Source organism: Paenibacillus sp. TC-CSREp1, assembly GCF_050171015.1.
Classification (GTDB): Bacteria; Bacillota; Bacilli; order Paenibacillales; family Paenibacillaceae; genus Paenibacillus; species Paenibacillus silvae.
The window spans coordinates 260,498-286,742 of the sequence record NZ_JBNOKM010000001.1; the positions used below are offsets into that span (position 1 = coordinate 260,498).

At 48.9% G+C, this 26,245-nt stretch carries 30 protein-coding genes; 4 read left to right on the plus strand and 26 right to left on the minus strand.

Going from position 1 to position 26,245, the window contains the following annotated elements; translation table 11 throughout:
* Position 1 precedes the first annotated feature (1 nt).
* Positions 2 to 709 (plus strand): helix-turn-helix domain-containing protein, encoded by a 708-nt coding sequence (locus ACQSGY_RS01220; protein ID WP_111272242.1) that lies wholly within the window; start codon positions 2 to 4, stop codon positions 707 to 709.
* Positions 710 to 941: 232 nt separating this feature from the next.
* On the opposite strand, the gene ACQSGY_RS01225 is transcribed toward ACQSGY_RS01220, so the two are convergent.
* Both ACQSGY_RS01225 and ACQSGY_RS01230 read right to left on the minus strand, forming a co-directional pair.
* Complete coding sequence (locus ACQSGY_RS01225; protein WP_427050348.1) at positions 942 to 3,863, minus strand: insulinase family protein; 2,922 nt, start codon at positions 3,861 to 3,863, stop codon at positions 942 to 944.
* A 484-nt stretch (positions 3,864 to 4,347) separates the two neighbouring features.
* Entirely contained in the window at positions 4,348 to 4,635 is a 288-nt protein-coding gene (locus ACQSGY_RS01230) for a hypothetical protein (protein WP_427050349.1), read from the minus strand.
* A gap of 252 nt (positions 4,636 to 4,887) precedes the next feature.
* Between ACQSGY_RS01230 and ACQSGY_RS01235 the strand changes: the two genes are divergently transcribed.
* Positions 4,888 to 5,559 (plus strand): SOS response-associated peptidase, encoded by a 672-nt coding sequence (locus ACQSGY_RS01235; protein WP_427050350.1) that lies wholly within the window; start codon positions 4,888 to 4,890, stop codon positions 5,557 to 5,559.
* A gap of 279 nt (positions 5,560 to 5,838) precedes the next feature.
* On the opposite strand, the gene ACQSGY_RS01240 is transcribed toward ACQSGY_RS01235, so the two are convergent.
* The 4 genes from ACQSGY_RS01240 to ACQSGY_RS01255 all read right to left on the minus strand — a co-directional run bounded on the left by ACQSGY_RS01240 (position 5,839) and on the right by ACQSGY_RS01255 (position 8,773).
* Positions 5,839 to 6,366: a hypothetical protein gene (locus ACQSGY_RS01240; RefSeq protein WP_427050351.1), complete on the minus strand. Its 528-nt coding sequence runs from the start codon at positions 6,364 to 6,366 to the stop codon at positions 5,839 to 5,841.
* A gap of 12 nt (positions 6,367 to 6,378) precedes the next feature.
* Positions 6,379 to 6,591: a phage distal tail protein gene (locus ACQSGY_RS01245; protein ID WP_427050352.1), complete on the minus strand. Its 213-nt coding sequence runs from the start codon at positions 6,589 to 6,591 to the stop codon at positions 6,379 to 6,381.
* Positions 6,592 to 6,620: 29 nt separating this feature from the next.
* A complete protein-coding gene (locus ACQSGY_RS01250) occupies positions 6,621 to 6,860 on the minus strand; it encodes a hypothetical protein (protein WP_427050353.1) in 240 nt (79 codons plus the stop codon).
* A gap of 155 nt (positions 6,861 to 7,015) precedes the next feature.
* Positions 7,016 to 8,773, minus strand: a complete 1,758-nt coding sequence (locus ACQSGY_RS01255) for a tail fiber protein (protein ID WP_427050354.1) — start codon at positions 8,771 to 8,773, stop codon at positions 7,016 to 7,018.
* A gap of 748 nt (positions 8,774 to 9,521) precedes the next feature.
* Between ACQSGY_RS01255 and ACQSGY_RS01260 the strand changes: the two genes are divergently transcribed.
* Positions 9,522 to 9,920: a hypothetical protein gene (locus ACQSGY_RS01260; protein ID WP_427050355.1), complete on the plus strand. Its 399-nt coding sequence runs from the start codon at positions 9,522 to 9,524 to the stop codon at positions 9,918 to 9,920.
* A 92-nt stretch (positions 9,921 to 10,012) separates the two neighbouring features.
* Positions 10,013 to 10,546 (plus strand): hypothetical protein, encoded by a 534-nt coding sequence (locus ACQSGY_RS01265; RefSeq protein WP_427050356.1) that lies wholly within the window; start codon positions 10,013 to 10,015, stop codon positions 10,544 to 10,546.
* 54 nt (positions 10,547 to 10,600) lie between these two features.
* Here the strand turns inward: ACQSGY_RS01265 and ACQSGY_RS01270 are convergent, their stop codons facing one another.
* From ACQSGY_RS01270 to ACQSGY_RS01365, 20 genes are all read right to left on the minus strand, one after another.
* Positions 10,601 to 10,843 (minus strand): hypothetical protein, encoded by a 243-nt coding sequence (locus tag ACQSGY_RS01270; RefSeq protein ID WP_427050357.1) that lies wholly within the window; start codon positions 10,841 to 10,843, stop codon positions 10,601 to 10,603.
* A gap of 1 nt (position 10,844) precedes the next feature.
* Complete coding sequence (locus ACQSGY_RS01275) at positions 10,845 to 11,531, minus strand: N-acetylmuramoyl-L-alanine amidase (RefSeq protein ID WP_427050358.1); 687 nt, start codon at positions 11,529 to 11,531, stop codon at positions 10,845 to 10,847.
* Position 11,532: 1 nt separating this feature from the next.
* Positions 11,533 to 11,754: a hypothetical protein gene (locus tag ACQSGY_RS01280; protein WP_427050359.1), complete on the minus strand. Its 222-nt coding sequence runs from the start codon at positions 11,752 to 11,754 to the stop codon at positions 11,533 to 11,535.
* A gap of 67 nt (positions 11,755 to 11,821) precedes the next feature.
* Positions 11,822 to 11,983, minus strand: coding sequence for a hypothetical protein (locus ACQSGY_RS01285; RefSeq protein WP_427050360.1), 162 nt, complete (start codon positions 11,981 to 11,983; stop codon positions 11,822 to 11,824).
* A gap of 123 nt (positions 11,984 to 12,106) precedes the next feature.
* Complete coding sequence (locus tag ACQSGY_RS01290; RefSeq protein ID WP_427050361.1) at positions 12,107 to 12,667, minus strand: stalk domain-containing protein; 561 nt, start codon at positions 12,665 to 12,667, stop codon at positions 12,107 to 12,109.
* Between the two features lie 50 nt (positions 12,668 to 12,717).
* Positions 12,718 to 14,898 (minus strand): phage tail protein, encoded by a 2,181-nt coding sequence (locus ACQSGY_RS01295; protein WP_427050362.1) that lies wholly within the window; start codon positions 14,896 to 14,898, stop codon positions 12,718 to 12,720.
* Between the two features lie 20 nt (positions 14,899 to 14,918).
* On the minus strand, positions 14,919 to 15,440 hold the full coding sequence (locus ACQSGY_RS01300) for a phage distal tail protein (RefSeq protein WP_427050363.1): 522 nt from the start codon (positions 15,438 to 15,440) through the stop codon (positions 14,919 to 14,921).
* Entirely contained in the window at positions 15,433 to 15,672 is a 240-nt protein-coding gene (locus tag ACQSGY_RS01305) for a hypothetical protein (RefSeq protein ID WP_427050364.1), read from the minus strand. The genes ACQSGY_RS01300 and ACQSGY_RS01305 overlap by 8 nt, the downstream gene beginning before the upstream one ends.
* Before the next feature lies 1 nt (position 15,673).
* On the minus strand, positions 15,674 to 15,982 hold the full coding sequence (locus ACQSGY_RS01310; RefSeq protein WP_427050365.1) for a hypothetical protein: 309 nt from the start codon (positions 15,980 to 15,982) through the stop codon (positions 15,674 to 15,676).
* Positions 15,983 to 15,987: 5 nt separating this feature from the next.
* Positions 15,988 to 17,886: a tail fiber protein gene (locus ACQSGY_RS01315; protein ID WP_427050366.1), complete on the minus strand. Its 1,899-nt coding sequence runs from the start codon at positions 17,884 to 17,886 to the stop codon at positions 15,988 to 15,990.
* A 12-nt stretch (positions 17,887 to 17,898) separates the two neighbouring features.
* Positions 17,899 to 18,297, minus strand: a complete 399-nt coding sequence (locus tag ACQSGY_RS01320) for a phage tail fiber protein (RefSeq protein ID WP_427050367.1) — start codon at positions 18,295 to 18,297, stop codon at positions 17,899 to 17,901.
* An 11-nt stretch (positions 18,298 to 18,308) separates the two neighbouring features.
* Positions 18,309 to 18,851, minus strand: a complete 543-nt coding sequence (locus ACQSGY_RS01325) for a phage tail domain-containing protein (protein WP_427050368.1) — start codon at positions 18,849 to 18,851, stop codon at positions 18,309 to 18,311.
* Positions 18,848 to 23,446, minus strand: a complete 4,599-nt coding sequence (locus ACQSGY_RS01330) for a phage tail tape measure protein (protein WP_427050369.1) — start codon at positions 23,444 to 23,446, stop codon at positions 18,848 to 18,850. The genes ACQSGY_RS01325 and ACQSGY_RS01330 overlap by 4 nt, the downstream gene beginning before the upstream one ends.
* Positions 23,443 to 23,592, minus strand: coding sequence for a hypothetical protein (locus ACQSGY_RS01335; protein ID WP_427050370.1), 150 nt, complete (start codon positions 23,590 to 23,592; stop codon positions 23,443 to 23,445). The genes ACQSGY_RS01330 and ACQSGY_RS01335 overlap by 4 nt, the downstream gene beginning before the upstream one ends.
* Before the next feature lie 134 nt (positions 23,593 to 23,726).
* The gene (locus ACQSGY_RS01340; RefSeq protein WP_427050371.1) at positions 23,727 to 24,116 is read right to left on the minus strand and encodes a hypothetical protein; all 390 of its coding nucleotides are present in this window, start codon (positions 24,114 to 24,116) and stop codon (positions 23,727 to 23,729) included.
* A 61-nt stretch (positions 24,117 to 24,177) separates the two neighbouring features.
* Positions 24,178 to 24,708 (minus strand): hypothetical protein, encoded by a 531-nt coding sequence (locus ACQSGY_RS01345; protein ID WP_427050372.1) that lies wholly within the window; start codon positions 24,706 to 24,708, stop codon positions 24,178 to 24,180.
* A 44-nt stretch (positions 24,709 to 24,752) separates the two neighbouring features.
* Entirely contained in the window at positions 24,753 to 25,133 is a 381-nt protein-coding gene (locus tag ACQSGY_RS01350) for a minor capsid protein (protein ID WP_427050373.1), read from the minus strand.
* The gene (locus ACQSGY_RS01355; protein WP_427050374.1) at positions 25,134 to 25,535 is read right to left on the minus strand and encodes a hypothetical protein; all 402 of its coding nucleotides are present in this window, start codon (positions 25,533 to 25,535) and stop codon (positions 25,134 to 25,136) included. It lies immediately after the preceding gene.
* Positions 25,535 to 25,855: a hypothetical protein gene (locus tag ACQSGY_RS01360; RefSeq protein WP_427050375.1), complete on the minus strand. Its 321-nt coding sequence runs from the start codon at positions 25,853 to 25,855 to the stop codon at positions 25,535 to 25,537. The genes ACQSGY_RS01355 and ACQSGY_RS01360 overlap by 1 nt, the downstream gene beginning before the upstream one ends.
* Entirely contained in the window at positions 25,855 to 26,241 is a 387-nt protein-coding gene (locus ACQSGY_RS01365; protein ID WP_427050376.1) for a hypothetical protein, read from the minus strand. Before ACQSGY_RS01365 ends, ACQSGY_RS01360 begins: the two co-directional genes overlap by 1 nt.
* Positions 26,242 to 26,245 lie beyond the last annotated feature (4 nt).

Here is a 26,245-nt window from a genome sequence, read left to right on the forward strand (position 1 = left end):
TATGAACAACATCAATCAAGAGGTTGGCAAAAAAATAAAGAACTTCCGCAAATGGCGCGGACTCACCATACAGCAGCTGGCAGACCAGATTTTCAAAAGCAAAGGAACACTTTCCAAATATGAGAGCGGGGATATTACACTGGACCTGGTGACACTGCACCAGATTGCGGACGCGCTAAACATCCAGGTGGAACAGCTGCTTTACAAAGAACCGAGACATGCCTCACCGCTGATGAATACAGTCCAGTCCAGCTTTTTCAAAAACTCGACCCGCTTCTATTCGTACTTCTACGATGGTCGAAACAACAGCCTCATTCGCTGCGTCATTGACATGATGGCTCAATCGGATGCCAATCGCTATCGCACGGTGATGTATATGAATGTGAAGGATTTTGAGAATTATCAGGAATGTGAAAATATGTACTGGGGACATACGGAGCATTACGACACGCTCACCACACTGATTCTGAAAAACCAGGCTACACCGCTGGAAAATCTGTATATTAATATTTTGGCGTCGTTTCAGGAGTCGGAGAAAAAATGGGGGCTGATGGCTGGTGTCTCGTTCAGACCCTTCATGCCGATTGCGCTGAAAATGCTCTTCTCCCGCACCCCGCTGCCGGAAACGCCGGAGCTCTATAATGAGCTGAAAATTTCCAAAGAAGATCTGCGGACACTCAAAATTTACAATATGCTTGCCGTAACCTGAGTCTGGCAATCACCTGAAGCAATTAAAACGACGACAAGCCAAAAACACCTGCCGAAGCTGTTCATTCCAGCCCAAGCAGGTGTCTTTGATGTAAGCTTAAGGATGTTCATACGCAGCACGCCGAAGCAGTTTCCTTACAGAAAGCTTTCAGCGAGCGTTTCTCTTTTCCAGTAAGTCTCTGTTCTCTGCGTAAAGTTTGAGTGTGTTTATGAACACACTGTAGCCGTACCGCCTAGTGTTTAATCAGGTCCAGCGTTTCGTCAAACTGCTGCTTCTGCTCCTCAATCTTGTGCTCGTTGCCAATGACGCAGCGCTGCTTCTGCTCCAGAATCGCAGAGACAAGTCCGGCAAAGCCGTTAATGTCACTCTCCTTCGTACGCAGCACTTCATCCCGCTCCCGCTGTAGGTCAGCCTCCGTCACATTGGACAGATAACATTCCAGCGAGAAGGCTCCTTCACTGTAAGGCGTTCTCGGCGTATCCAGATCCTGAATCGCACCAATGATATAACGTGTCATCTCCCGTTCATCTGCACGGAAATCGTTCAAATATTGTGGTATCCCCTCGTATACCTTATACGTTTTATCCAGATTCGGATCACGGTAGGAGGCCAGGTAGCTGTCGCCATTCCGTCTGAAGCCGGACATGCAGCCGTAAGCGCCGCCTTTGGCGCGAATGTTGTTCCACAGATAATCAAGTGACAGAATACCCTGCAATACACGGAGCGAGCCGGTATAGGCATAACCCTTGTCGATATAGTTCCCGGTTTGCACCACATACTGGACCTCGGATGGAGAGCGGAACCCTTCGTTATGTGTGGCAGGCGTAAACGTAAAAGCTTCCTTCGCTACTTCTTGAGTGAACAGCATGGATTTCAGGCCAGAGACCTGCTGCTCCAGGCCTTCGTAACCTTGATCATCCGCAGTGTAGCTGACCAGCAGATTTTCCGGTCTGAAAATGTAACCCATCAGCTCTTGCAGGCTGGCGGACAGCTGTTCTTTTTTTGCATCAAAATTCGCCTGCAGATCCTCAAGCCATTGATAGTATGCAATGCCGCTAACCGCTTCTCTGAAATCAGCAACAGCCGAATGCTTCGAGGACGATCTTGCAATCCCCGCAGAGTGACCGCTGTTGATCAGGTTGCGCTGCAAGTTGCCTTTGACTTGAGAGATGATCTCGAAAAGTCGCTTCGTATTGTCAAAACGGGACGTAAACACGATCTCCTTGATCATATCAAAGGCAAATCCGAGTTTGTCATACAGCACTTTGGCGTTAAATTCATACGTCGCCTTGAAGTCTTCATGCTGATGTGCGCTCGCATACGTGCCAAGCCCGCTGTTGATGCCGCCGGAATGGATGTGAATTTCATTCGACAACTCATTGAAGGAGTAGTTCTGTGTATCCACGTATCCCAGTACATTTTTCAACAAACCAGCATAAGGCAGCAGGCGGCGCGGCACGTCCTTGATATCAAACAACAGCCTCAAATAACCGATACCGTTGGTATACAGATTGTGATGCAGAATGGTTGTGCCATCAACATTGTTCACGGTTTGGTAGAGCCTGGATGCCTTCGTGTCAATATCCTCGATCGAGAGCGTTGGAATCACCTGCTGCTGTTCCTTGGTCGAAGGAGTATTCTGGTACTCCGCGAGTGCCTCCGTACGTTTAATCATCTCCTGCACTTCTTCCGGGCTAAGTCCGGCCTGCACCGATTTCAGACGTGCCTTCAGCGCCTCTTCCTTACGTGCATTCAAGCCTTTGTCCGGCGTCAGTACCACAAACGAGGTATGTGTGTTCTGCAACAGATATTTCTCGATCAGCTGTTCAAAGTAACCTCGCTTCATTTTCGTGCGAAGCTCTGCAAATACATCATTCGCCTCCAAATGGGTGAAAGGCGCCTCCTTGTCATACAGCCAGCTTTGCAGGGACGAGAATCCGTAGATCAGCCCTTTGGGCATCCGGCCAAAGTCCGCTTCCCGGTGATTGAACTCGTACGAATTAATACCGGCAAGCAACGCTTTCGGGTCAAAGCCTTCCTTGACCACTCGCTCCAGCACTTCCTTGATCGTTCCGAGGAATTCATCCTTGCTTGACAGATTGCTCTTCTTGAGTCCTACCGTGAACACAGGCTGATACAGGCTGTCATCATAAGAGCCATAAACATCCTTCGCGATGCCTTTATCCAGTAGTGCCTGCTTCAGCACAGCCCCAGGTGCGTTGAGCAGCGCATATAACAAAATTTGAAACGAAATGTTCAGTTCCTTGTCCAGACTTGTGCCAATCACCGCATTATAGGTCAGGAAGCTGTTGTCCACTTCGGATTCCGTGCTTCCCGCAGAGTACGACTTCACCACATCCACCCGTGCCGGGAAGGCAGGTTGCAGCTTGATCTCCGAGTCAATCTCGATCCGATCATAGTTGCTCAGGTAATTTTCATCCAGCCATTGCAGCTTCTCTTCCATGTCCATGTCACCGTACAGGTAGATGTAGCTGTTGGACGGATGATAGTATCGTTTGTGGAAATCAAGCAGTCCTTCATAGGTGAGGTCCAGAATCGCCTCCGGGAACCCGCCAGACTCACAGGAATACGTTGTATCCGGGAAAAGGGAGTTCAGCACTTCACGTCTCACCAACCGTTCTGGCGAAGAAAAGGCACCCTTCATCTCGTTATATACAACGCCGTTGTACGTTAGCTCATCATCCGCAGAAGTGAGATTGTAATTCCAGCCCTCTTGCAGAAATATTTTTTCATTCTCATAGATGTTCGTATTTAACACCGCATCCAGATACACGTCCATTAAATTATGAAAGTCATGGTCATTCCGGCTGGCCACCGGATAGATTGTTTTATCTGGATACGTCATCGCATTCAAAAATGTATTCAGGGACCCCTTCAGCAGCTCCACAAAGGAATCTTTGGCCGGGAACTTCTTCGACCCGCAGAGCACGGAGTGCTCCAGAATATGGGCTACCCCTGTATCATCCTCGGGAGGTGTGCGAAAGCCAATGCTGAACACCTTGTTATCGTCGCTGTTGGATAGCAGTACAATGTGAGCACCGGATTTCTCATGTTCCAGCAGGTACGCATCCGATTGCAGTTCTTCGATTCTGCGCTCCTGTAACACCTTGTAGGGTTTAAGCTGTTTCAACATAAATAGAGTCCTCCGTCCATTAAATTGTTGTATAGGTTGATGACTGGATACTCGTTCACATGTGAAAATTACACAGGCACTCCAAAGATGTGTAATATTGTATTGGAACTCAATCCGCAGGCAAGGTGAAAGGGAATATCTGCCTATGGATAGTATACACCATTGTGATCTTACTTCATAAAAAGACAGCCGAATCCACTTTCTGATATGTATTATGCAAGGGTTGTGTTTATGAGCTATGCGGGGTGGAGGGAGAAATTTGAAAATATAATGGCATGGTTAAAAATATAAGTGCACAAAAAAGATCGCATCAAGTCTTGTTTAACAAGTCTCACGTGATCTTCTCTTTAAGAAAAGTTGACGAGGGCCAGGATACTGTTTTGGGCTGATTTCCACTACTTTTCCTACCGTCCGCTCCCTCTCGCCCCCAATATTAGCAAAAACCCGCTAACCTTAGTAGTTGGCGGGTTTATCTTTAGTAAGTTTAGAAACCGGAATCTTGTGTAACAATTCCTGAATAATAGGCTCTTACTTGTGATGGAGTAATTTGAACGACATTTGTTCTTTGAAGAGTGCCATAATAATGATCCGCATCAGAATAAAAATAGGTTGAAGGAATATTAGCATTTGATGGGTAATCTTGATAAACAGTCACACTTTTTTGTTTGTTCATAATCGTTACATCTGAAGCTTGGCTTGCCATTACTGGCACCGATATTGACAAAAGTGCAAGAGACAAAACAGAAGCCGTTAAGATTTTTTTCAAAGCCACAAGATCATCTCCTAGTTTTTATATGGATCACACAAACAATAATACTATAATATTACATATATTTATGTGATATTTATTACATAGTTAGGTTCATACCACACCTCCTAACCCATAACTTACTACCTCAATCCTGTATGGCAAATCGCTATAATTAGATTGAGCTGTTCTATGTTAATTAACGTTACTGAAGAACATGTATCTGTATTTGATTAGTATACCAACTGAATATAGCTTTACAGGAGGTGCATTCGTATGTGTGGTAGATTTACAATCACTGATCCTTTGGATGAGATAATGGAACGGTACATGGCTTCTATAGCTGATGGATTCGAGTACAGACCAAATTACAACGCAGCACCTATGCAGTACATCCCTACAATCATAGCAGGCAAAGAGGGAAACAAGTTAGGTGCTCTCAGATGGGGTCTCGTCCCTTCCTGGGCAAAGGATGATAAGATCGGGAATAAGATGATTAATGCTCGGGCTGAGACACTTACTGAGAAGCCAGCCTTCAAGCGATTGATCAGTTCCAAACGTTGTATCATACCTTGTAGCGGATTTTATGAGTGGAAGAAAGAGGAATCAGGAAAGAGGCCAATGCGCATTTTGATGAAGGACGACCGTTTGTTCTCGCTTGCTGGCTTGTACGATACCTGGACAGATCAGGATGGAAATAAGCTGAGCACATGCACTATCATTACTACTGAACCAAATAGCCTACTGGAAAAGATCCACAACCGCATGCCCGTCATATTGCGCTCTGAGGAAGAGGCAGAGTGGCTTGGAAGAGATAATAATGACGTTCAGTCCTTACTCAGTTTGCTCAAACCATATAAAGCATCTGAAATGAGGGCGTACGAAGTGCCAAAGGAAGTCGGTAATGTGAGGAATAACAATAAGGGTCTAATTGAAGAGGTAATATAATTTAAAAAGAGTAGCTTAGTTATCATAACTGCTCTTAATTTTGTTTATGTGTAATTAATTACCCAAATCACCTTTCACTAATAGTAATTAGAATTTAAACTCCATTTTATTAAAATTTTTCTGTCATGTTATTAAACTCTCCTCTTTCATACAAAAAACCAAACTTGAGCTGATCTAGTATAAATTCAAAAGCTATATCAAAATTATTAATTTCTGTATAACCGTAACCGCTTGTTCCTCAAAAACAAGAACTGCATTTGGAATCAACGATTTTCTATTTTAGTCATCCGGATCGATACCTTTGTTTTTTCCGAGATAACCCAATTGATCATATGTTTTAACAGTATCGTCTACTATATTGTAAAATCCGTTATTATCATAAAGGTCCTCAACGTAAGAAGCTTTAAACAAAGTGTTTATGGTATAATTTGCAAGGGAATTCTTATTCCGCTGATAACCTAATTCTGAAACTCCAAATCCAGTTATTACACCTTGCGTACTTAAAGCTCCATAATCAAAATCCATTTCAAGTTTGAACATCACATGATTACAATAAATAGATGCCGTAAGTTTCCGACCTTCACGAGATCTGCTCCGGGATTGAATGACATAAAATTGGCCACGCTCATCTTGAACGTGGCCTTTGATTGCTATTTTTTCACGAAAATCATCCGAGGTCATAGGGACCAAGAATGTTATTTCATAATCACTATTGATCCGTCTGCTCCGTTGAATGTCTGTACTATCTATCAAAGTTCCTACACGCCGCAGATTTTTATCAAATACTTTCATTGTTGGATTAGGCATAACCCACCTCAATTAATACAGGAATTTGTCTCTATGTGTAACACGGATCAGTACGTTTCTCCCTGTTTCAGGGTCTGTCCATGTGAGATTGTTTTCTCCAAGATTCAAGTCAAAAAAATCACCTTCAAGTAGGTGCGAAGCGTTCACACCATTTTGAGTGATTTTAAATTTGTTGGCATCGATAATAATCTGATCACCTGGCTTGAAGGGTCCAGCGAATTCCAAAAACTCTACATGATACCTGTTGCCTTTGGCTACTGCACCATGACAGCCCTTTTCGTAATCTCCCGAATAAAATCCGCTTTGGCATCTGCAGCTACATCCATAACCGCCGCAAAGGATATTTCACGGACAAAATCGGCCTTCGCTCCCGCATTGACATCGATAACCGCCGAACCCGTCATTTCCATCGTTGCCGCTGCGACAGCCGAACCGGATATGTCCGCAACTGCCCGGCCAAAGACGAATACGGATATTTGGCGGTTAAAGGCCATGCGGTTAAAAGCCCCTCTGTTAAATATGGCCCTCACCCCTTCAATATGAAAAGCCCTCTAACCAGTCCAGAGGGCGTAAAAATAAGCGCTCCAATGTCGGAATGCGCTTACTCAGTTTAACTCTTTATATCGAACCTAATTAAAAATATACGGCTTTATAACAATTTCATAATCTGTTTGGTTTCCCCGGCTGAACCACTTTCTAGTGCATAACCAATACCTGTTGCTCCTGCGGGAACACTTGTGAAATCTTTTAGTTTTACAGCTGTCCTATCCAAATTAACGTGATCGAAATAACTTATATAGCTGGTGCCAGATACATTGTACAATACGTATAGTCGTCCATTTAGGGCATATTTTGCAGAATAGATATTCACAGCTCCTGTGGTAGGCGGCATATTACCCGGTGCAACATGGAACAAGTTATCATCGCCATAATTCAAAAAAATCAAATTAGAGATCCCTGATTCAGTAAACACCAACTTCTTCCCATCAGGAGAAATATCAGATGACCATATTGTTCCTGAACCTATTGAACCAATTGGCTTAGACCCCTTGTCAAACACATGATCAACTATTGTAAAGGTATCATCAGAATTAATTCGAACTATAACAGGACCTAACCTCTCAGTATTCACAAACGGGAATATAATGTACTTAGAATCTGGTGTTACCACTGCAAAGTTTCCCGTATATAAGAACTTCAAACTAATATCTGTTAATTTAGTAAGAGTTGTACCTGAAATTTTAAACACTGAAAGATAATTAACTGTGCTCTTAAAAAAGACGTATTTCATATTTGGAGTAAATATGATTTGAACATTATCTGTGGGTATACCCGATACATTCCCAAGCTTTGTAAATGCGTCTCCCGACCTGCTATACATATAAACTGGAGATGAAGATATATCCGAGACAAATAGAAATTTTCCGTCGGGTGAGAATTGGACATAACTTGACCATGAGGATGGTACAATTGCTGGATTAGCTATTTTGCTATACGTATTTGTGCCAGTGCTCCATTTATAGATTGAGAGACTTGGAGTATCTGATGTACCTAGAACCATATAATCACCGTATAAAGATACTGACATTATAGAAGAATCAGACGAAATAGTTATGTTCTGTGTTCTCGTGAGCGTTCCATCAGAATTTATTGTGTGCACGTATAATCTATTAGCAGCATGCGTAACTAACTTTTTACCATCGGGACTGATATCAAGCTTAGATGTACTAAGTGGAAGTGAAATTGATCCGACATCTCTTAAATAATCTGTATACGCAACCACAGTGCCCTTGGTTATGTCATCATTAAATTTCGCTGTGGTTCTACTTGTTCCGTTTATCACCTCCCGTCCTCCATTATCTTCTAAAAAATCTGAGCCTACCCTTCTAAAAGTATATGGCTTCCCAGCGATCAAATCTCCAGCTGAATAGGGGGTACCATCTTGCATTTTAATAGGCACAGCCCCTAAGCCATTGATATTTAAAGTGGGCCTCGCTCCATTCGTTATATGCGGCACAATAGTTATCCCGAATCCATTATCTATTTCGGCAGGGGCAGGATTTAGAGTTACCATATAAGCCGATCCTGTTCCTGTTGTATTAGCAAATCCAGGTTGACGGATATAATCTGAGGCTATATTTAGCAATGCGATACTTACTGCTTTTTCAGTTGCAGCAACATCTTCTCTATTACCATTTATTTTATTTGATAATTGCACTTTACCTTTTTCAGTCAGTGATGCGTCTGGAATGTCAATCTCGCTTACAGATTGGCGAAGTTCTTCTACTTCTTCTCGTGTTGCAACACCCTCATCGATCTTTTCAAAAATGTTATTGATCCCTACACGGCTTACACTCTCATTCCCCAAAGGTAGGGGCAGCTTCAAACGATTAGTTTCAATAGGCATTATTTATTCCTCCCTTTTGTTGTTATTAGGTCTATACGATCTAGAACATATGTTGTTAAATAGTCTGAAATTAGTAATAAAAAAATAGCGCACCACTTGGGTACGCTCTTTAAGTTGCTGCTACATGAATGACATCTGTAACAACTAATTTTAGGTTATATAAATGTTAGGGCTTGGTTCAGTTTGTACACATCATTCATATACATATGCCACAATGATATATGGAGCATTTAGCAACCCACATTAAATCCATGCGCAAATTACGCTTTTGAAGCAAAGGCAAATAGCACACCTCCATGTATCCATTCCTAAAGATCGCCCCCAATCCGCCCCCAAGAATAAAAAAGACGCTTAATTCCTGTGAATCCCATTTTTCATTTGAGGACATAAAAAAAAGAAAACCCCTTATGTATCAAGGAGTTTCCTTCTCTTTTAAGATGCCGAGGACCGGGATCGAACCGGTACGGTAGTCACCTACCGCAGGATTTTAAGTCGTTTCGCTATGTTTACGCCCCTAAACCCGCATTCCTACGCTATTCTATCGTTAAATGGCCGCTCAACCACCCGAGGACCCACCGTTCATTTATACGTTGTGTTACCGTTTTTGACCTCCCGCTTCTGTGCGTTTGGCTCATCGTTATTATACGGTAAATTCTGGACGATGGCAAGCGTGGATGCTACGTTGTGTTTACGTTTATTCCGCGCTATACTAAGAACAAACGTTCTATACATGGAGTTGAAACGGAAAATGATCGATATCACCGACGCAGACCGCGCGCTCATCAAATCGCATATTATCCTCCCACGTATCCTATCCGCATTCGAACGTGACGCCGCGCTAATCAACGCAACGCTAAAGACGCCGGGCCCGTATGCGGACTTGATCGCGGAGGCTCAACGCAAACTCACCGCAGACATTTACGAAATCCGCAAACAGTTCCGGACGCGCGGCATTAAAGTCTACGAAGAGGTAACGGATAATGACGGCGTAACAGCGCGCTATAAATGTCGCGGATATGAAGCGGAGATGCGACTGAGGTGGACGATGATGGCGCCACAAGCTCCCGTAATTATGCGGAGATACCTCGGAGTACCAGTAAAGGATTACGTCGACCCGTCGATTCCGGAATGGTTACAAAGACGGTAGTTGTCGAATCTATCTAAGCGCGGTATAATTGGGTATATTTACCTAACGAGAGAGGTGTACGTGTGCTAAGGTCTGCTTTAATCCTAATTGTCGTGTCTTTACTATTGTACGGATGCGGAAGTTCGAAGTTTGAAGAGTATAAGGAACAGGCGCGGGAGCATTATTTAAATAACGAGTATGCATCCGCGGTAACTGTGTATAGTAAGGCTTTGGATGAAAAGGAAGACCCTGAAGTTCGGACCGAATTGGGCCGGATAGAAGGTGAGGTCGCAAGGATTAAAGAGGTAACAAGTATGTATGATGAGTTGAAGGATTCAAGTGTCCTCGTAAAGAATACGTACAAACCGGACGATACAGCGAAGTACATACGAACGGTTATTGATACGCTAGCTAAACTTGAGGCATTTGATACTTCGTCTAACGACAATCCAGCCATCTATGTTAAACCTCTCGTCTCCTCCAACGACTTTATTAACGTTAAACTGAAAGCCGGACTCGCGGATGTTAACCAGAATTACAACTTCTCGGATAAGAGCACGTTTGAGTATGCGCTAGAGCTCGCGGCCGAAGTGGAGGACCTTTTAAGCGAATACCCTCTACGCCCAGGTTTCGCGGAAGTCAGATAAACGCAAAAAAGGCGCAGCCCTCAACGGATAATCCCGCGAGAACTGCGCCTCATTTCATTCGTTACTTTTCGCCTTACCGACCGCTTTCGCCCCGATATCGTACAGCTTACACGCAGCGAGTCCCGTCATGAGCCCCGTCATAATTCCGTCAGCCACGGAATCCACCGGAATATAAAAGAGGCCCGCGCCTAATCCGAGCACCATCGACAGCAGCGGAATCCATTTCGGCGCCACGTATAACTTTGTGAACTCACCGATCGCAATAATCACCGCAACCACTACGCCAATTTCGTACATATTATACGCCCTCCTTCGTAATCGTCACCGTTTTAGTCTTCGCATCCCACGTCACCTTCGCGCCTAACGCTTCGGCGACGGCCCGCGCCGGTGTATACGTTGTGCCTCCGTCAAGAACGCCGTCCGTTACCTTTTTACCGTTAACAACTACGCTTACGATTACGTCCTTCTTCACGTTAGCATCCGCCACCTTTTCGTTTAGTTTCGCATTCACCGCCGCCTTAAACAGGCCCCAACCGGTCCACGCGCCACCATCGTACATTAAGCGCGGACATATCTTACCGGACCAATCGTAGTGGCGGCGCAATCGATCAACGCCCCATCCGCGCTCTTTCAACATTGACGCAACCAGGCCGGCCGCATTGTCGAGCGTCTTCGCGTAGTTGCCGCTCTCGCAGATTTCGATACCGATTGACGTACGGTTGCCGGAACTTGCGCCGCTTCCATCGCCTGCGTGCCACGCGTTCTCGTTTAGCGGAATGCATTCGATAGCCTCGCGCTCATCAACCACGATGTGGAATGACGCGGTGCGTGCGTTTGATCCGTTCGTCAGCCAGGCGTGTTCATTAGCTGCGGAGCTCTTTTCGTTGCCCGTATTGTGTATCGTAATTGTCGTCGCGTTCATAACGTTGGCTGGCCGCCTATTAAACGCGGTACCTTTCGGAATATGATCTTTGCGATAGTTCACGTTACCGCTCCCCTTTCATAACGCTCTTAATTTCCGTTACATCAAGCGCAAGCCCATCGTATTGAGACGCAAGCTTCTCGAATCGCGCGGTCAAGTCTTCCGCCAAGCGCATAAGGCGCTCCTCTCTCCGCAGCGCGTCCGAATACATCTGATCCTCGCGTTCTTTAGCCGCGGCAAGCATCCGTTCCTCCCGCGCTCGCCCATCGTCTTGTATCCGCGCCATCTGACGCCAGAGTAAAAACCCGGCCACGACGAATAGGACCGCGAATAGGCCCTCTTTAATCGCGCTATTAAATATCGCCTGCTCCATCGTCGGCCGCCTCGCTTTCCGTCTCTTTTTCTAACGCAGCCAGCGCCGATCCGATTTCGATATCAAGTGCGCGGAGAATGTCCGCCTGGCCGTCCGGATGATACGCAAGGACTGCGGATATGACTGCGGTTAGTTCCGACACAGGTTGCGCCAGGTCTACGGTACATTCGAGTAGTGTGCGTGATTTCATTTGCGCGTTTCCTCCGTTTCTTTGCAACGCAAAAAGACCGCCCATATTCGGACGGCCTTGCGTTGGATTATTCGTTTATTTTAGCGCGGCGAGTGCGGCTTCGGCTTGCGCGATATCCGCTTTTGTGGCCGCGATTCTTTCGTCATAGCCTGCGAGTTGTGCTTCCCGGGCTGCGTACTCTTCAGGGTCGAGCCCTTGCGCTTTATATCTCTCAATCTCTTCCGCTACTTCATTGCGCTCTTTGAGGTTTGGCGCAAGGATACGATCTCTCAGGATTGTCAGAGCTTCTTCTATGCTCTCTTTTGTTCTTCCCTTATACTTGTTATCTGTTGTAACAGGAGTTCCCGCGGTCGGTTTGCTTTCTTCTACTCCGATGTCAGACGTAACTGTAATTGTTTTTCCTTCCACTTTTATATCCGCCCCTAACGCCTCAGATATTCCGCGAACAGGTACGTTAGCCTTCCCGTCGATAACCGCCCCTTTGTCCGCAAGCTTCTGCCCGTTTACAACGACGGTGTACTCTCCGGAAACTTTTTTACCGACGAGTGACTTAACGCTGTCCGCAAACGCGCCGGCAGATGTCGAAAGAACGAATCCGATCAATATACCGCCGGCAATGTATGCTACCTTTTTCATGATTAACCCCTCCGCGAATTGGTATTTGGTTCGTTTTTCCTATAATACCACTACGCGGCTGAGGTTGTGAAGGTTCCACCGTTTGGCGGCCAGTTTTGGTTAGCAGCGTTGCCGTGATTATGTGTTCCGATGTCTACAGTATGCGTGTGTCCAGACGACGACTTAGAATTAACCGCACTCCATAGCGAGTCTAGTTCTGAACGAAGACCGTTTACTTGACTAATACTCAATCCATTCTGGAAGTTTACAGTACTCCTAAACTCCGCCGGACCCGCCAGCGTAACCGCGCCCTGTAAACGTATCGGATTCCCCGTATTGTTCGATCCGATTACGATATTAGCGCTATACATCGTCAGCGTTCCCGTACTCGCATACGTATTGATCTCGCCGACCGAAGAGCCGTTTGTGTCACGGAAGATAAGCGCGGCTGCCGTCGAATCATCGGTCGTAGCGATTTGAATCCGGATTCTACCCGAAGCATCGTATGAACGGAACCCCTGTACGTCCAACTCAACGCGCCGTCCGCTTGCCGCCGTACGGATGAGTGAGCCCGTTATCGTTCCGCCGACCGTCGTACTTCCCTCCGCGTACATATTCCCCGCCGTATCAACCGTAAACTTACCGCTGCCGACGTTAATAGACGAGCCTACGATCGCGCCATTCGTAAAGTTGGACGAAAATATATTCGCACTGTTCGCGGTCAGCCGGTTCGCCGTTACGTTGCCCTGCATATCTACGCGGAAAGGAGCGGAGTTAAAAGATGCGTGCCCCGCCGCGATCCCGTTCGTATTGATCTGAGTGACGTTATTGCCCGCGCCAATTAATAGCGATACGAAGTTACCGAGCTGACCAACGATAGCTGGCGCCGCTATTCCGTTCGCATTAATCGCAGTCATTGCGGTAACTCCGCCGTCCTTGCTGAAAATGATTCCGTTAGACGTCATGATGACTTGATTGCGCGCATCCGTTTTATCCTGCAGGACGATTCCGCGCGTATCGTATTTAACCTCGGTCTTCGAGTTGTGGACGTCATTAACCGCAGCCTTCGCAAACGCCTCGAACACGTCCGTCCGGATCGTCCCGTTGCTGATCAAGTTGCTGACAATATTCTTCGATTTCTCCAAGTCCGCAATAATATCCGTCATGTCCCGCAGCATCACGTTAGTAATCGTCACTTGCGAATGCTTATCGTTCGTGTACGGATACTCGATCAGCTCCGTTATCCGCGCTGTTATGCCGTCCATGCCAAGCGCAGGATCAACGCATTTAACCGTATCGCCGAGGCCGGGCGCAGGCTCCGCGCTATCCAGCTTGTGAATGTCCGCAGCCGATACCGTAATCTCCAGCGCAGGCACCTCTTGCTCGCGGAGAGCCTTGCGCTGTGCTTCGAGTAGTTCCGTGTACGACGTGATGTTCTGCTCGATAATCTCTCCGTCATAGAACGCATTAACGTCGGTTGCCCAATACGCGGCGTACGGCGATATCAAGTAGTTGACCGCGAGATTGCCGCCGACAATTGCGCCAGGCACGGAATTTAACAACGCGCGCTCATCCGCAGTCAACATTGACGCGGGCTGCCCGATCAATGTCCGTCCGTCTTTCATTTGCGCGAACATCCGTGTGACTAGCGTATTCGCATCGTCGTTAAACGTAGATGCTACGATATTCTTACGGATACGATACTGCAGGCCGCGATCTTGGCCGATCTTCTTACGCAGATGAATCACGTAATTGTCCGGCTCAATTTCCGCGCCATACATCGATACGACGGCGTTCAGCGCTTCAAGCGCGTTGCCACGTCCGAAGTCCTTAACGTCATGTAGCGGAAAAGTATCGTCGATTGAAAACGTGTACTTACCGCCAGTTGCTGCGCTGATAGCCGTTGTGAGCTGCGAAATGTGTACGCCGAAAGCCTCGGATATATACGACGCGTACGGGTACTTATAGTCCGCGAGCTTAAAGAGTACGTGTGAGCAATCGATGCGCGCGGTTAACTTGCGGCCGTCCCGTACGCGGCTCCGGTTGTTGATAACGTAGTACTGGCCGCGCTCATCCCGAACGTGGCCTTTGAGTACGATTTTATCGAGGTAATCGGCGGACGTCATCGGTACCGTAAACGATAGTGAATAGTCCGAATTGACGCGCCGTGTCCGCTGGATGTCGTCCGCGTCTACGAGGATTCCGATACGCCGCCGGTTCTTATCGAATGATTCGAGGTATTTTCGCGCCAAACTTACGCCTCCTTTCTGCGTTAGTAAAGGAATTTATCGCGATGAGTTACGCGTGTCCGTACGTTGCGCGCCGTTTCCGTATCGCGGTACGTCAGTTTGTTCGCGCCGTATACGAGGTCGAAGAAATCGCCGTCCATAAGGTGCAGCGCATTCTCCCCGTTAATCGTCACCGTCTGACGCGCGGTATCAATAACGATAACGTCGCCCGGCTTAAAGTCGCCCGTGAAAGCAATCTCGTTGAGATGCGCGTGAGTCACCGTTACGGTAAACTCGGTCGCCGTCGTAATAGCCACGCCAAAAAGACGCTCGCGGACTAATTGCGCAAGCATCTCGGTAGCGGTCGTAATATGCGCGGTCATCGCCATTTCGCGGAGGAACGCGGAAGTTAAATCCGTTGCGGTCTCGAACGTTACGACAACGGGAAAGTCCACGCTGATACTCGCAGACAAGTCCGTCGCCGACTCGATTGCTACGGTGAATAGCGCTTCAAACGAGAGCGTCCGGTTGAATGGTGCGCGGTTAAAGGGTGCGCGATTAAACATCGGTTTCGACGTCCTCGCCGCCGACTGTCTCCGCGTATTCATCCTCCGTGATCCAACCGTTCCCAAATGCGCGGTCGATGTCCGCTTTGGTATATGTGGTTGATGCGTACTCTTTTACCGGCGCGACATAAGCGGTCATAATGTCCGGAAAAGTCTTCGTACCGTGGCGGTAGATTGCAGTTGAGTAGGCGATTTTTAACGAGTTGATAATCGTAGTTGACGTTGTTCCCATATTACGCAGCACCTCCGTTTGCTATCGTTTCCCACAAGTCGATCACGGCGAGATTAAGCGCGGCGGTTTCCGCTTCCGATGCGGCGAGGCGCGTTTCGAGTTCCGCGTAATCTGACGGGCGGCTAGCGGCATCTGCTGCGGATTTTAACGCGGAGTCGAGTACGGGGATGCCGTCCTGCAAGCGGTAATAGCCAGCGTTTATGCCCGCAGGCAGGTGCGTCAGGTCGAGTTCGACTTCCGTGTAACCGTCATGTGGATATGTGATCGCATCGCGGATAATATCTCCGTCCAGTTGAAAGTAAATTTTCATTTCGATTACCTCCATATTAAGATTGCATCTTTAGTATCATTTGCCACACCTGATGAAAGAGCATATCCAGCGCCAGCAGCATCTACTAAGTCAGATGCCAAATTGCTGCCTTTATATGCAAATGACAATAAATCGTACAGAGCAATGAAAGGAGCAGTGGCATTTGTCACGACGACATTGTTTGAGGTTGGCTTAAAATCCAACGATGTGCCCTGAGAGAGTAGTGATGGGTTGGGGTCAGCTATTTTATTGAACTGGTCACCGTTGACAAGATAGACTGTCATGTATGTTCCTGATGAGTGGGTAACTCCTAAATATTTACTGTCTCGGCTATACGATACTGAAACAGGAGTACTTGCCATCAATCCTGATGGAGTGTCTAGTTTGGTAAATGTGTCACTATTGCGCTTATAAATTAATAAGCCATTTGTAGCGTTATATGCCAATGCAAGTTGGGTACCACTAGAATTCCACGAAACTTTAAACCCTATGGATGTTGGTAGCACCGCTGGGTTTGCGAGATTTGTGAATGTATCACCACTACGTTTATACACTGTCAAAAAAGGTGATGATGCGTGCCCTACCGCTAAATAAACTCCATCAGGGCTAAACGACAATCCCCTGCCTCCACCTGATGGCAAAGTGGTTGGGTTTGCGAGCTTTGTGAATGTATCACCACTTCGTTTGTATATGGACATAAAAGGATTAGTGTCATGACCAACGGCTAAATATATACCATCCGGACTCCACGCCGCATGATTAGCAAGACCCGTCGGTAATATAGTTGGGTCTGCTAGTTTGGTGAAGGTATCACCACTTCGCTTGTATATAGTGATAAAAGGAGAAATGTTGTGACAAACTACTAAATAAGTACCGTCCGGGCTCCATGATACGGCATATGGTGTCCCTGTTGGTAGCGTAGATGGGTTCGGAAGTTGTGTATACACGTTTCCGCTTATTTTATATATAGCCAAATAAGGAGATGTACCAGGGGCAGCTGCTAAATAAATGCCATCTTCACTATACTGCGCAGATCGCCCTACAGCATTTAAAGCTGGAATAGATGCCCCAGTAAGCCGATTCTGCAAAGTTATTGGATCATTTGCGCTAATCGTCTCGCCGTAAGTAACTGCTTGTTGTAATTGTCCGTTAATTACCACCTCCCCACTGCCACTATCGGCTAAAAAATCCGATCCTACTTTTCGGAAAGTGTACGGAGTGTTAGCTTTCAAATCCCCCGCAGCAAATGCACTGCCATCCTGCTTTTTAAGAGCGACCGCACCAATTCCGTTTACATTAAGAGTTGGTGCGGCCTCACTCACAACGTGCGGAACAATCGTAATCCCGAATCCGTCCGGCAACGAACTAGGCGCAGGACTCAACGTAACAACGTAAGCCGTCGCAGTTCCCGTCGTAACCGCATATCCCGGTTGCCTAACGTAATCGGATACGATACCTACTCGCGCGTCATTAACCGCCTTCTCCGTAGCCGCGACTGTACTTCGGGTCCCGTTCGTAGCATTCGAAAGCTGCACGATACCCTTTTGCGCAGTCGTCCCGTCCGGTATCACGATATTGTCCACGCGTGTACTAACATCCGCAATATTAGCGCGGCCTGCTTCGTAGTCATATGCGGTATGATTACGCGCCGCTGGAGAGCCTGCCGCCCACCCTTTCGCAGTTCCCTCGAATCCGCGTGTACATCCGGTGAGCGTATTGCCCGTTCTCCCCGTATAAAGGATCGTCTCCGCAGTCTCATCGCCGCCCAGCGTTACCAAGTTCGGAGCGGCCGGCAGCTTAGCCGCGTCCAATACGTTAATACTCGTAGCTGATGCGGTAATATCCGCGGCGAGTTCCGTTCCGGGACTGTTAACCATCGCCGCGTACATAGGTAATTGCGCCATCTAAACGCCTCCTTAATTCGTAAATTTGACGGATGTGCCGCCCGCTAGAAACTTCGGCTTGTCGCCCGTTTGGATTGTGCGCGGATTGTCGACCGCTTTTGACCACAGTAAGTCGCCGCCTGTCAGTGCGCTTCGTAAACCGACGTGTGTTACGAGGCCCCAATCCGCAGTCGCAACGGGAAACTCGATGTCAGCCGCGCTCTTAACCGTTTGCTGGCCCGCTTCTAACGTAGGCGCCGTAAATGTGATAGGAATCCGCACGTATGCGCCTCCGGTTACTTCCGTTCCGGTATCGGCTGGAGTTGGATCGGATTTGTAAAGCGCGAGATAAATCGTAGTGGGCGCGGTATATGGGATGTTACGCAACACGTGATTTAAAACGGATTGCGACAACTTATTAGAAATATTCAAAATAACGCCTCCTAAATGGTGTATTCGTTCGTAATGCGGAAGCCGCGAATCGTAACCGTGCCCGTATTCGTCAGCGTAATGACCGGTTGCGCGTTAACATCTGCCGCCGAGTTTACCGTTATCGTTTCGGGTGATTGCGTGATCTCAACTTCCGTCACCTTCTCCGCGCCTGTCGGCCACGGATCATTCATCTTGAGCGCAACGTTAATCTCGCGGCTGCCCGTCGTACCGAGCGCAAGCGTCCCGTTATAAACAGCGCGGTAATACTTGCCGGGCATATCGCTAAACTCAATCGTCATCTCGCCGCGTTTAGCGTTGAACATGCGAGCAAGTTGCGCTAATGTCGAATGGAACTGCGCGCCAGGCGACGTAATAAACAGCGTCAGATCAATCGTGCGCGGTCCGTATGTGCTGCCGAAATCCAGCTCGCCGTCCGTGTCCGCAAGTTTAACGGTGTATTCGTCAGACTCCGGTAAAACAGGAAGACGCCGATCGAGGAGATCAGCGCCTAATGTCGAAAGCCATACGTTATTCACTTTTACATCCGGTTTCATCGTTTCTTCACCCCTTGCGTCTGCAGCCGTTGAGCCACGCGGGCACGCTCGTCATACAACGTTTCAGTATCCGCGCGATCCGTAAGAGTGACGCCGTTAACAGACATGTCGAATTGGTTGACGACTTGCGTAGGTTGCGCGGATGTCTCCGAAGGGCCGGCCGCAATCATGCGGAAGAGGTTTCCGATTTGCGCGTCATTCAGAATCATTTCGCCAGCGTGCGCGATTACCGGAACTGCGGAACCCGGTGCGCCTTTAACGATGCCGCCGACTTTAAACTGCTGCAGCTTGCCGGTGTCTTTGTCGATACCGTAGAGCTTGCGCAGTTCCTCGTTGCGGGCCGTCAACCGCGCCATCTCTGCCGTGTCACCTTTGGCTTTCGCGGCTGCCCATGCGTCTTTATTCGCGTTGTACTCCGTGAGGTCTGCGTTAGAACTTACGCTTGGAACTCCGGTGCTGAGCGTTGACATTTTCGCGTTGTACTCGGAGACAAACGTATCCAGTGACGCGAGGATAGTTGCGTTAGCTTCCGCGTTAGCATTCGTACGAAACTCGGATATCGCCGCTTCGATAAACTTAACATCGTCCGCGTGATTGTCGAACGCATCTTTGAGCGCGTCGTACTGGCGTTGAGTCTCTGATTTCTCCGTTTCGAAGCCGGTCAACCGCGTATCCTTCTCGTCCTGCAGTGCTTGTTTCTGCGATTCGAGATCGCGTTTACGGAGTTCGCGGTTATGTTCGAGCTCCATGCGTTCAACCTCTTTGATGAGGTCTTCGCGCTCCTGGATGCCGTCAGGTCCGACCGCTGATGCGAGCAAGTCAATGCGCGCCAATTTCTCCGCACGTTGCGTCTCGTAGTCCGCGTCCGAATTAAACTCCGCCTCAGCCGCAATCAACCGGTTAAGCGCCTCGATGCGCTCGTCAACGCCATCCACATACGCTTTCTTCCGTTCCTCAATTGCGGCAAGATCGGCTTTAAGCGCGGCGTCGACGTTGGCCTTCTCCGTTTTCAGGAGATTATCCGCGAGCTTCTGCGTTTCCGTGACGAGCTTCTTGCGCAGGTTATAAAGCTGATCCTCCGCGCGTTCGTAATACTCCGAATCCTTTTTGTGGCGGTCACGTACTCGCGTCCATGCTGCGATTTTCATCTGCGTGATTTCGAGTTCGGAGGCGCCCGCTTCTTCCATGCGGCGTTCTTCTTTACCGATCCACTTTTCGGAGTCCTTAAACGCTTCGGCTACCGCATTTTCCTGCGCCTTAACGAGTTCCTTGCGCGCTTGGTACAGCTTCTCGTCCGCGGCCTTATATTGGTCGGAGTCCTTTTTATACCGGTCGCGTACGCGGGTTAATGCTGCGATCTTCATTTCCGCAATGCTGACTTCGGACTTACCGGAATCCTCCATACGGCGCTCTTCTTTGTCGATCCATGTGATCGAAAAGTCATAGCGCGATTTGACGCTGTCTTCGTTCAACCGTTTAAGCTGCAGATTGAGTGTGCGCGCATCATCGACCGTTTCTTTGAGGTGCTGTGCGTGAGCCTTACGCAACTTTTCGTACGCCTTGATTTGCTGATCCGCAGACCAATCGTACATCTCCGCTTGGTAACGGATGGTTGCGAGGTCTGCGTTATACGCTTTGTCGCGTAGGTCTTTCGCTACTTCGGCGGGTGACTTCCCCGTCTTGGCCTTGCTACTTTTACTTCCCCCGGTCTTCTTCCCGTTTTTGGTCTTGTCTTCGACGAGATCAATACCACCGCCTACCCCTGAACCGGAAGAACGCGTCAGAGCGGAACCATCTGTGAGCCCTTGTTTGAATTGGTCGAGCTGCTTAATATGTTGCGTGGAATCGTAGAGATCACCTGACAGATCGCCGAGCTTTTGCTGTATTTGAGTCGCGTAATTACCTGCGTTATCCTGAATATGATTCTCCAACGTAGGGTTAATACTAGCGCCGCCAATACTACGAACCTGTTGTTTCATTCCGGTCGCTGCTCCAGATACAGCGCTCATAGTACGTAACAAGGCTTGGTAGTTGGTGATCTGCGCCTCAATTGACGCTCTCTGTGCGCGGGCCGTATTTGCAAGGCCGTCTACATACACGTTCATTAAGCGAATGGCCTCGTCAACAAACGAACGCTCAGCCGCAATGTGATCGTCAACGATACCGATGTTGGTAAGCCGCGCCGTCCCTTCCGAATCAATCTCACGGATAAGGTCCGGATACTCCTTGCGCAGTTTGTTCGTCAGTGCGGTCAATTCCTGCTTCTGCGCGGCGTCGGCGTTTTGAACGCTCTCTAGCTCGCGATATCTTGCGACCATCTGCTCGGTTGCTTCGATCTTCTCTTTCTTTGCGATGAGGTCTTGAATCTCCGCTTCCTTCATTTTCAAAAGCGCAGGAGTTGAGTTGTTTATCGCGGTATTCATCTCGCCGAGCTTGGACGTAGCGTCTTCGATGCCGTCGTATCCCATAGTGCGCAGTTTATCGTCCATCTCCGCGAGCTGATCGTTTATTTCAAGCATCTCTGTGAGGAGCGCTGGGGTTCCGAGTCCTTCCTTCTGCAACGCCTCAATCTCGTTTAACCGCTCTTGTACTTTCGCGCGCTTTTCCAATTCCTCGTTTAACTCAGCGGTTTGCTGCTGCAGCGCCTGCAATTCGGCAACCGAGCGATCAAGCGGCGATTCTGACAACGTCTGGTTGAGCTTTTTCTGAGCCTCGTCATGTTGCTTAACCGCCTCCGCAGCTTCGGTATTGCTCGTTATGAGCGCGGACACTCCCGCAACTACTAAACCTATCGCAGCCGATATCGCGAACAGTATCGGATTGCTTAACGCTAGCCCCTTCAACGCTAATGAAACCGCGCCAATCGCTACAGACAGTGCAAGGGCTCCAGTTGTTGCCGTAGCAAACGCAATGATCGCGTTCTGTAATACCGGGTCGAGTCCGTTAAATCCAAGGAGTAAGCCCGTCACGCTCTCCGCCACACCGCGAATGACCGGAATAAACTTGTCTCCGACCGTAATCCCTACCGCCTCGAATGCGGATTGTAGCTCTTGGATCGCGCCATTCAAGTTATCCATCTGCGTTTCTGCGATCTTCTCCGCGGTTCCGCCAGCGTTCTGCAATTCCGCTGTGAACGCATCGAGGTCGCCTTGACCCGCTTTAATCAGCGTGAGGAATCCGGATGCGGCCTCTTGTCCCGCGACGATACTTGCCGCCTGGGCACGTTGCGCCTCCGTTAACTTGCCGAAGCCATTTTCGAATTGGCCGATGATCTGCGAGAACGGAAGGAAATTGCCTGCCGCGTCTGTTACGTTGACTCCGAGCTGCTTCATCACGTACGCGACTTCTTTCGTCGGATTAGACAAACGGAGCATGATAGCGCGGAGCTGTGTACCCGCCATCTCGCCTTGAATACCCGCGTCCGATAGTTTAGCGATAGCTGCGGAAGCCTCTTCGATTGAAACTCCGAGGTTTGCTGCGATTGGGGCTACGTACTTGGCCGCGTATCCCAACTGTTCAATATTCGTGTTTGAGTTCGTCATCGTCTTCGCCATAACGTCTACCACTTGGCCCGTCTTTTCCGCTTCTAACTGGAAACCCGTAAGGATGTTAGACGCGATATCTGCGGTTCGTGCAAGGTCCATTTGGCCGGCCGCTGCGAGGTTAAGAACGCCAGGCATTGCCGCCATGATTTCTTTTGTTTTAAATCCCGCTTGAGCCAAAAATGCCTGGGCATCAGCGGCTTGCGAAGACGTAAATACCGTTGTAGCTCCGAGCTCAATCGCTTGTTGGCGTAGCTTTGCGAACTCCTCCGCAGTTGCGCCAGATATCGCCTTAACCTTCGACATGGACTGTTCAAACGTAGCTGCAGTCTGTATTGCTTTCGTTATGATTACGGCCATTGCCGCCGAAAGCGCACCGTACGCAAGACCGAGCTGTTTGATCTCTCCGCGCACTCCACTTGCGGCCTTCGTATTACGCTCCAACTCCGCCGTTACTTTCGCGATATCCAGATCACTTGCGCCCATCCGTTTAAGTTCGGCCGTCACCGTTTCTAGTTCGCGGCGGAGTACGTCAGGATTCGCACGTTTAAGCGCCTGTTCAATCGCAGACGCTCCGGACGAACTCATACCCATTGCGCGTAGATTCTCGCCCATCTCTTTAAAGCTTGCGGATGATAACGCGGCTACTTTGCCGGAGCTTGCGATTACGTCTTCCATCGCCCATATTTTCTTCGCGGTCGCGTCCGAAGCTTGCGTAAGCTTTAACAACGCGCCTTCCGTACTGACGATCTGCGCTTCGAGTTTACTTTTACGCGAGCTGTCAAACGTAGTCGCGTACGCCGCTTTCAGTTCCGCCAGCTTCTTACGTTGCACCTCAATACGCGAGTTTACGTTGTCGAGTACTGGAGTCAGTTGCGCGATTTTATTTCGGGCGTCACTGATCCGTTCGACTTCGGTCGCGGCTTGTCGGCCTGCTGCGCCTAATTCCGCTGTCTTAACCTTGGCGGCCGCGATGCCCGCGCTATATCTCGATACGTCTAGTTCTAACTTCGCGCGGATACCTCCGACATCTACCGTACTAATCGTAATCACCCTCTCGTTAACTGTCTCCGCATGGCCTCGAATCCCGATTCGTCAAACTCCGCCTTGGTCGCCGTGTTGAATCCGGCCCGTTCCCGCAAGCTACCTACGAGTTTTTTCCTATCGTCGCCGGTCGAATGTTGGACGGATATTGACATGAGCCAGTCTTCCGCATCGACTTTGCACTTAGCTTCCAGCGCGGTAAAAACGTCCATGACGAAATAGCCCGTTTCGAACTCGACCTGCGTTTTGCCGAGACGAACCGCGCATTCTATGAAAAACTCGTCAACTGTTACGTTTCTTGCTGATCCGTCGGCACCGCGCCCAGACCCGCCAGAGCCAGGACGCCCCGCCCGTTTTTTAGCAAGTCACCGAAGTTATTCGCTTTTGCGACCGCACCATAAAACGCAACGAGCTCGTCAAGGCTCGCATTCTGCTCGATGTGCTCCTCGTCAATGCCCGTTAGCACGGCCGTCACGCGTACGATGTCGTCAAACGAGTCCCGGACAGCGGCGACGAAATAAGGCGCTCTGTCTTCGGGAGCTGCCGTCATTACGCTCACGAGGAGTTGCGGTACTGCGTGGATCGAATCGAATAGCTCGCGCCACTGTGCAATCGTGATCTTGCGCGGCGTAACCGTTTTGCCGCCGATCTTGTATTTGTTCGCGTTGATTAATCGCAATCTCATCGCCTCCGTAAATTAAAAAGAGGCCCCGAAGGACCTCGTATATTTCTGCGCGCTATTAAGGTGTAGCCGTGATTGTCTCGTCGCCCAGAACCGCAACTACGCCGTCTTCGTCCGGAGTGGACCGCAACGTAACGTTTGTGATCCGCTCGTTATCGTTGTCGTACGCGTAGGACAGGTCCGTTTCCGAGTAGGCTTTCGGCATGGTGATCCAAAAATTCGGATCATTACGTTTAGCCAGCGGCTTGATAACGGCTTTCTTCGCTGCGTCAATCAAGTTAAGGCCGACGCCCGTTTTAATCTCGATCTTCGAATCTGTGCCATCCGTTACGACGCTTGCGCCCGACATGATCTTCGGAATAACCGACAACTCGTATTCCGCGAACGGGATAGTAACGCTGACGTTACGTCCTGTAATCCGCTTACCTACGACTGTCTCTCCGGTTTGGTCCGTAAGCTGGTCGCGGTATGTCGTTTCGGTCGTGAATGATACGCCGCCGATCGTAGTTTCGAACGTGATCATGCTCGCGCCTTCTCCGTATTCAACGATGGCCGGGCCGAGCTCGATTTTGGAAAAGTCTTGTGCCATTAGTTGGTTCCTCCTTGTTTTTGAACAACGCAAAAGGCAGCCCGTTATGGACCGCCTTGAATCGTCGTCAGTGTGAAATTAAGTGAGTACATCGTTCGTTCATTCGCGTCTTTGCCGAGGTATATTGGCGCGGACTGATTCGCCATGCATTTCACTACGCGAGTCGCCCCGAAGCTAAACTCGGACTTGCCCGCCAGCTCTTCGTAAATGGCCGACGCAATCTGATCCGCTTTGTTTGCGGACTTTGCGCGAACTAAAACCTGCACCGCCGGCCTACGTTTACTCGTCCATTCGCTTGGCGCATATCCAGCCCCCAACCGTACATAAGCACAGTCATCCGGATTATTCGCAGCGAACTCGTTAGCCACGTAAGTGTACGGAACAGCCACGCGCAGATAAGCGTTAATCTCAGGAACCGTGATCACCTACATCAGCCCCTTTCGGATAGCGTCCGCAATCATCCGCTTGTATTCGTCCGCGTGCTGTGTGAGCGGGTCTTCGAGATATTTCGGCTTGGTGCCCGGCGTTGTCGGATTCTTAAACGCGGCCATTTCGTGAACGATTAGCGCATAGTTGACGCGGTCGCCACTTTTACCCGTTTCAGTCGCGGAATAAAACACTTCGCCGGTAATCTTCGTTGGCGTAACCTCTACGTTCTTGCCGGACGTTTCCCGCAGCGTACCTTTATCGAGCGGAGCTTCTTCACGTGATCGGCGCAATAAGTCGTCCGTCACGTCATGCATTCCGTCTACTGCTGCGTTCGTTGCGCTGACTTCTGCCGCGCCTAACCCGGCAAACAACGTCTTTGTATCAATCTCAAACGCCATTATACGTGCACCTCCGTCAAGATCGGCTTACCGTTGATCCACCGTTTTACGCTCATCGAAATGGGTGTGTACGTTATCGTCCGATCATTTTCGTCGGTGTACGTAAATTTGTCCGAGATTGATATGCGCGGCAACTTGTCGAATAAGAACGATCCGACGCTTGCGACCTCTTCTCCGCGACCATTACGTACGAGTTTAACGCCTTCGGAAAAGCGGCATTTCGCTTCGTAATCTGGTCCGTAGATCGGCTCGTTATAATCCGGGTCATTGCCGAGAAAAGGCGATATAATGACGGTCTGCCGCATCTGGATAAACGCCATTACAGCGTCACCCACTTTGCCGTCTTGCGTCCGATCTTAACGCCGTTCTCCGCGCCAATAATATCAAGAGCTGCGTCCGGTATCCACGCTTCCTCACCGCTTTTTGCCCAATCCTTAAACGTGAAATTAGCGACGCCAGTGACACCGAATGACGCGATGCCGTGCTGCTGCAGCCGGTTCGTATCGTTAAACGCCGTTGCGAGTGCGTTAGCAAATTCGTATACTGCGGCGTCAGGTATCGTATACTTCGGATATTTGTTCGTCAGCACGAACGATGCGCGCGTAACAATTCGTTGTTTTTTCGCGTCTTCTGCTTCCGTCCAATCCTCGATATCAATACAGTTCGCGTTAATATACGTATCTGCGTCAGCTACCGTAATTGCCATCCGC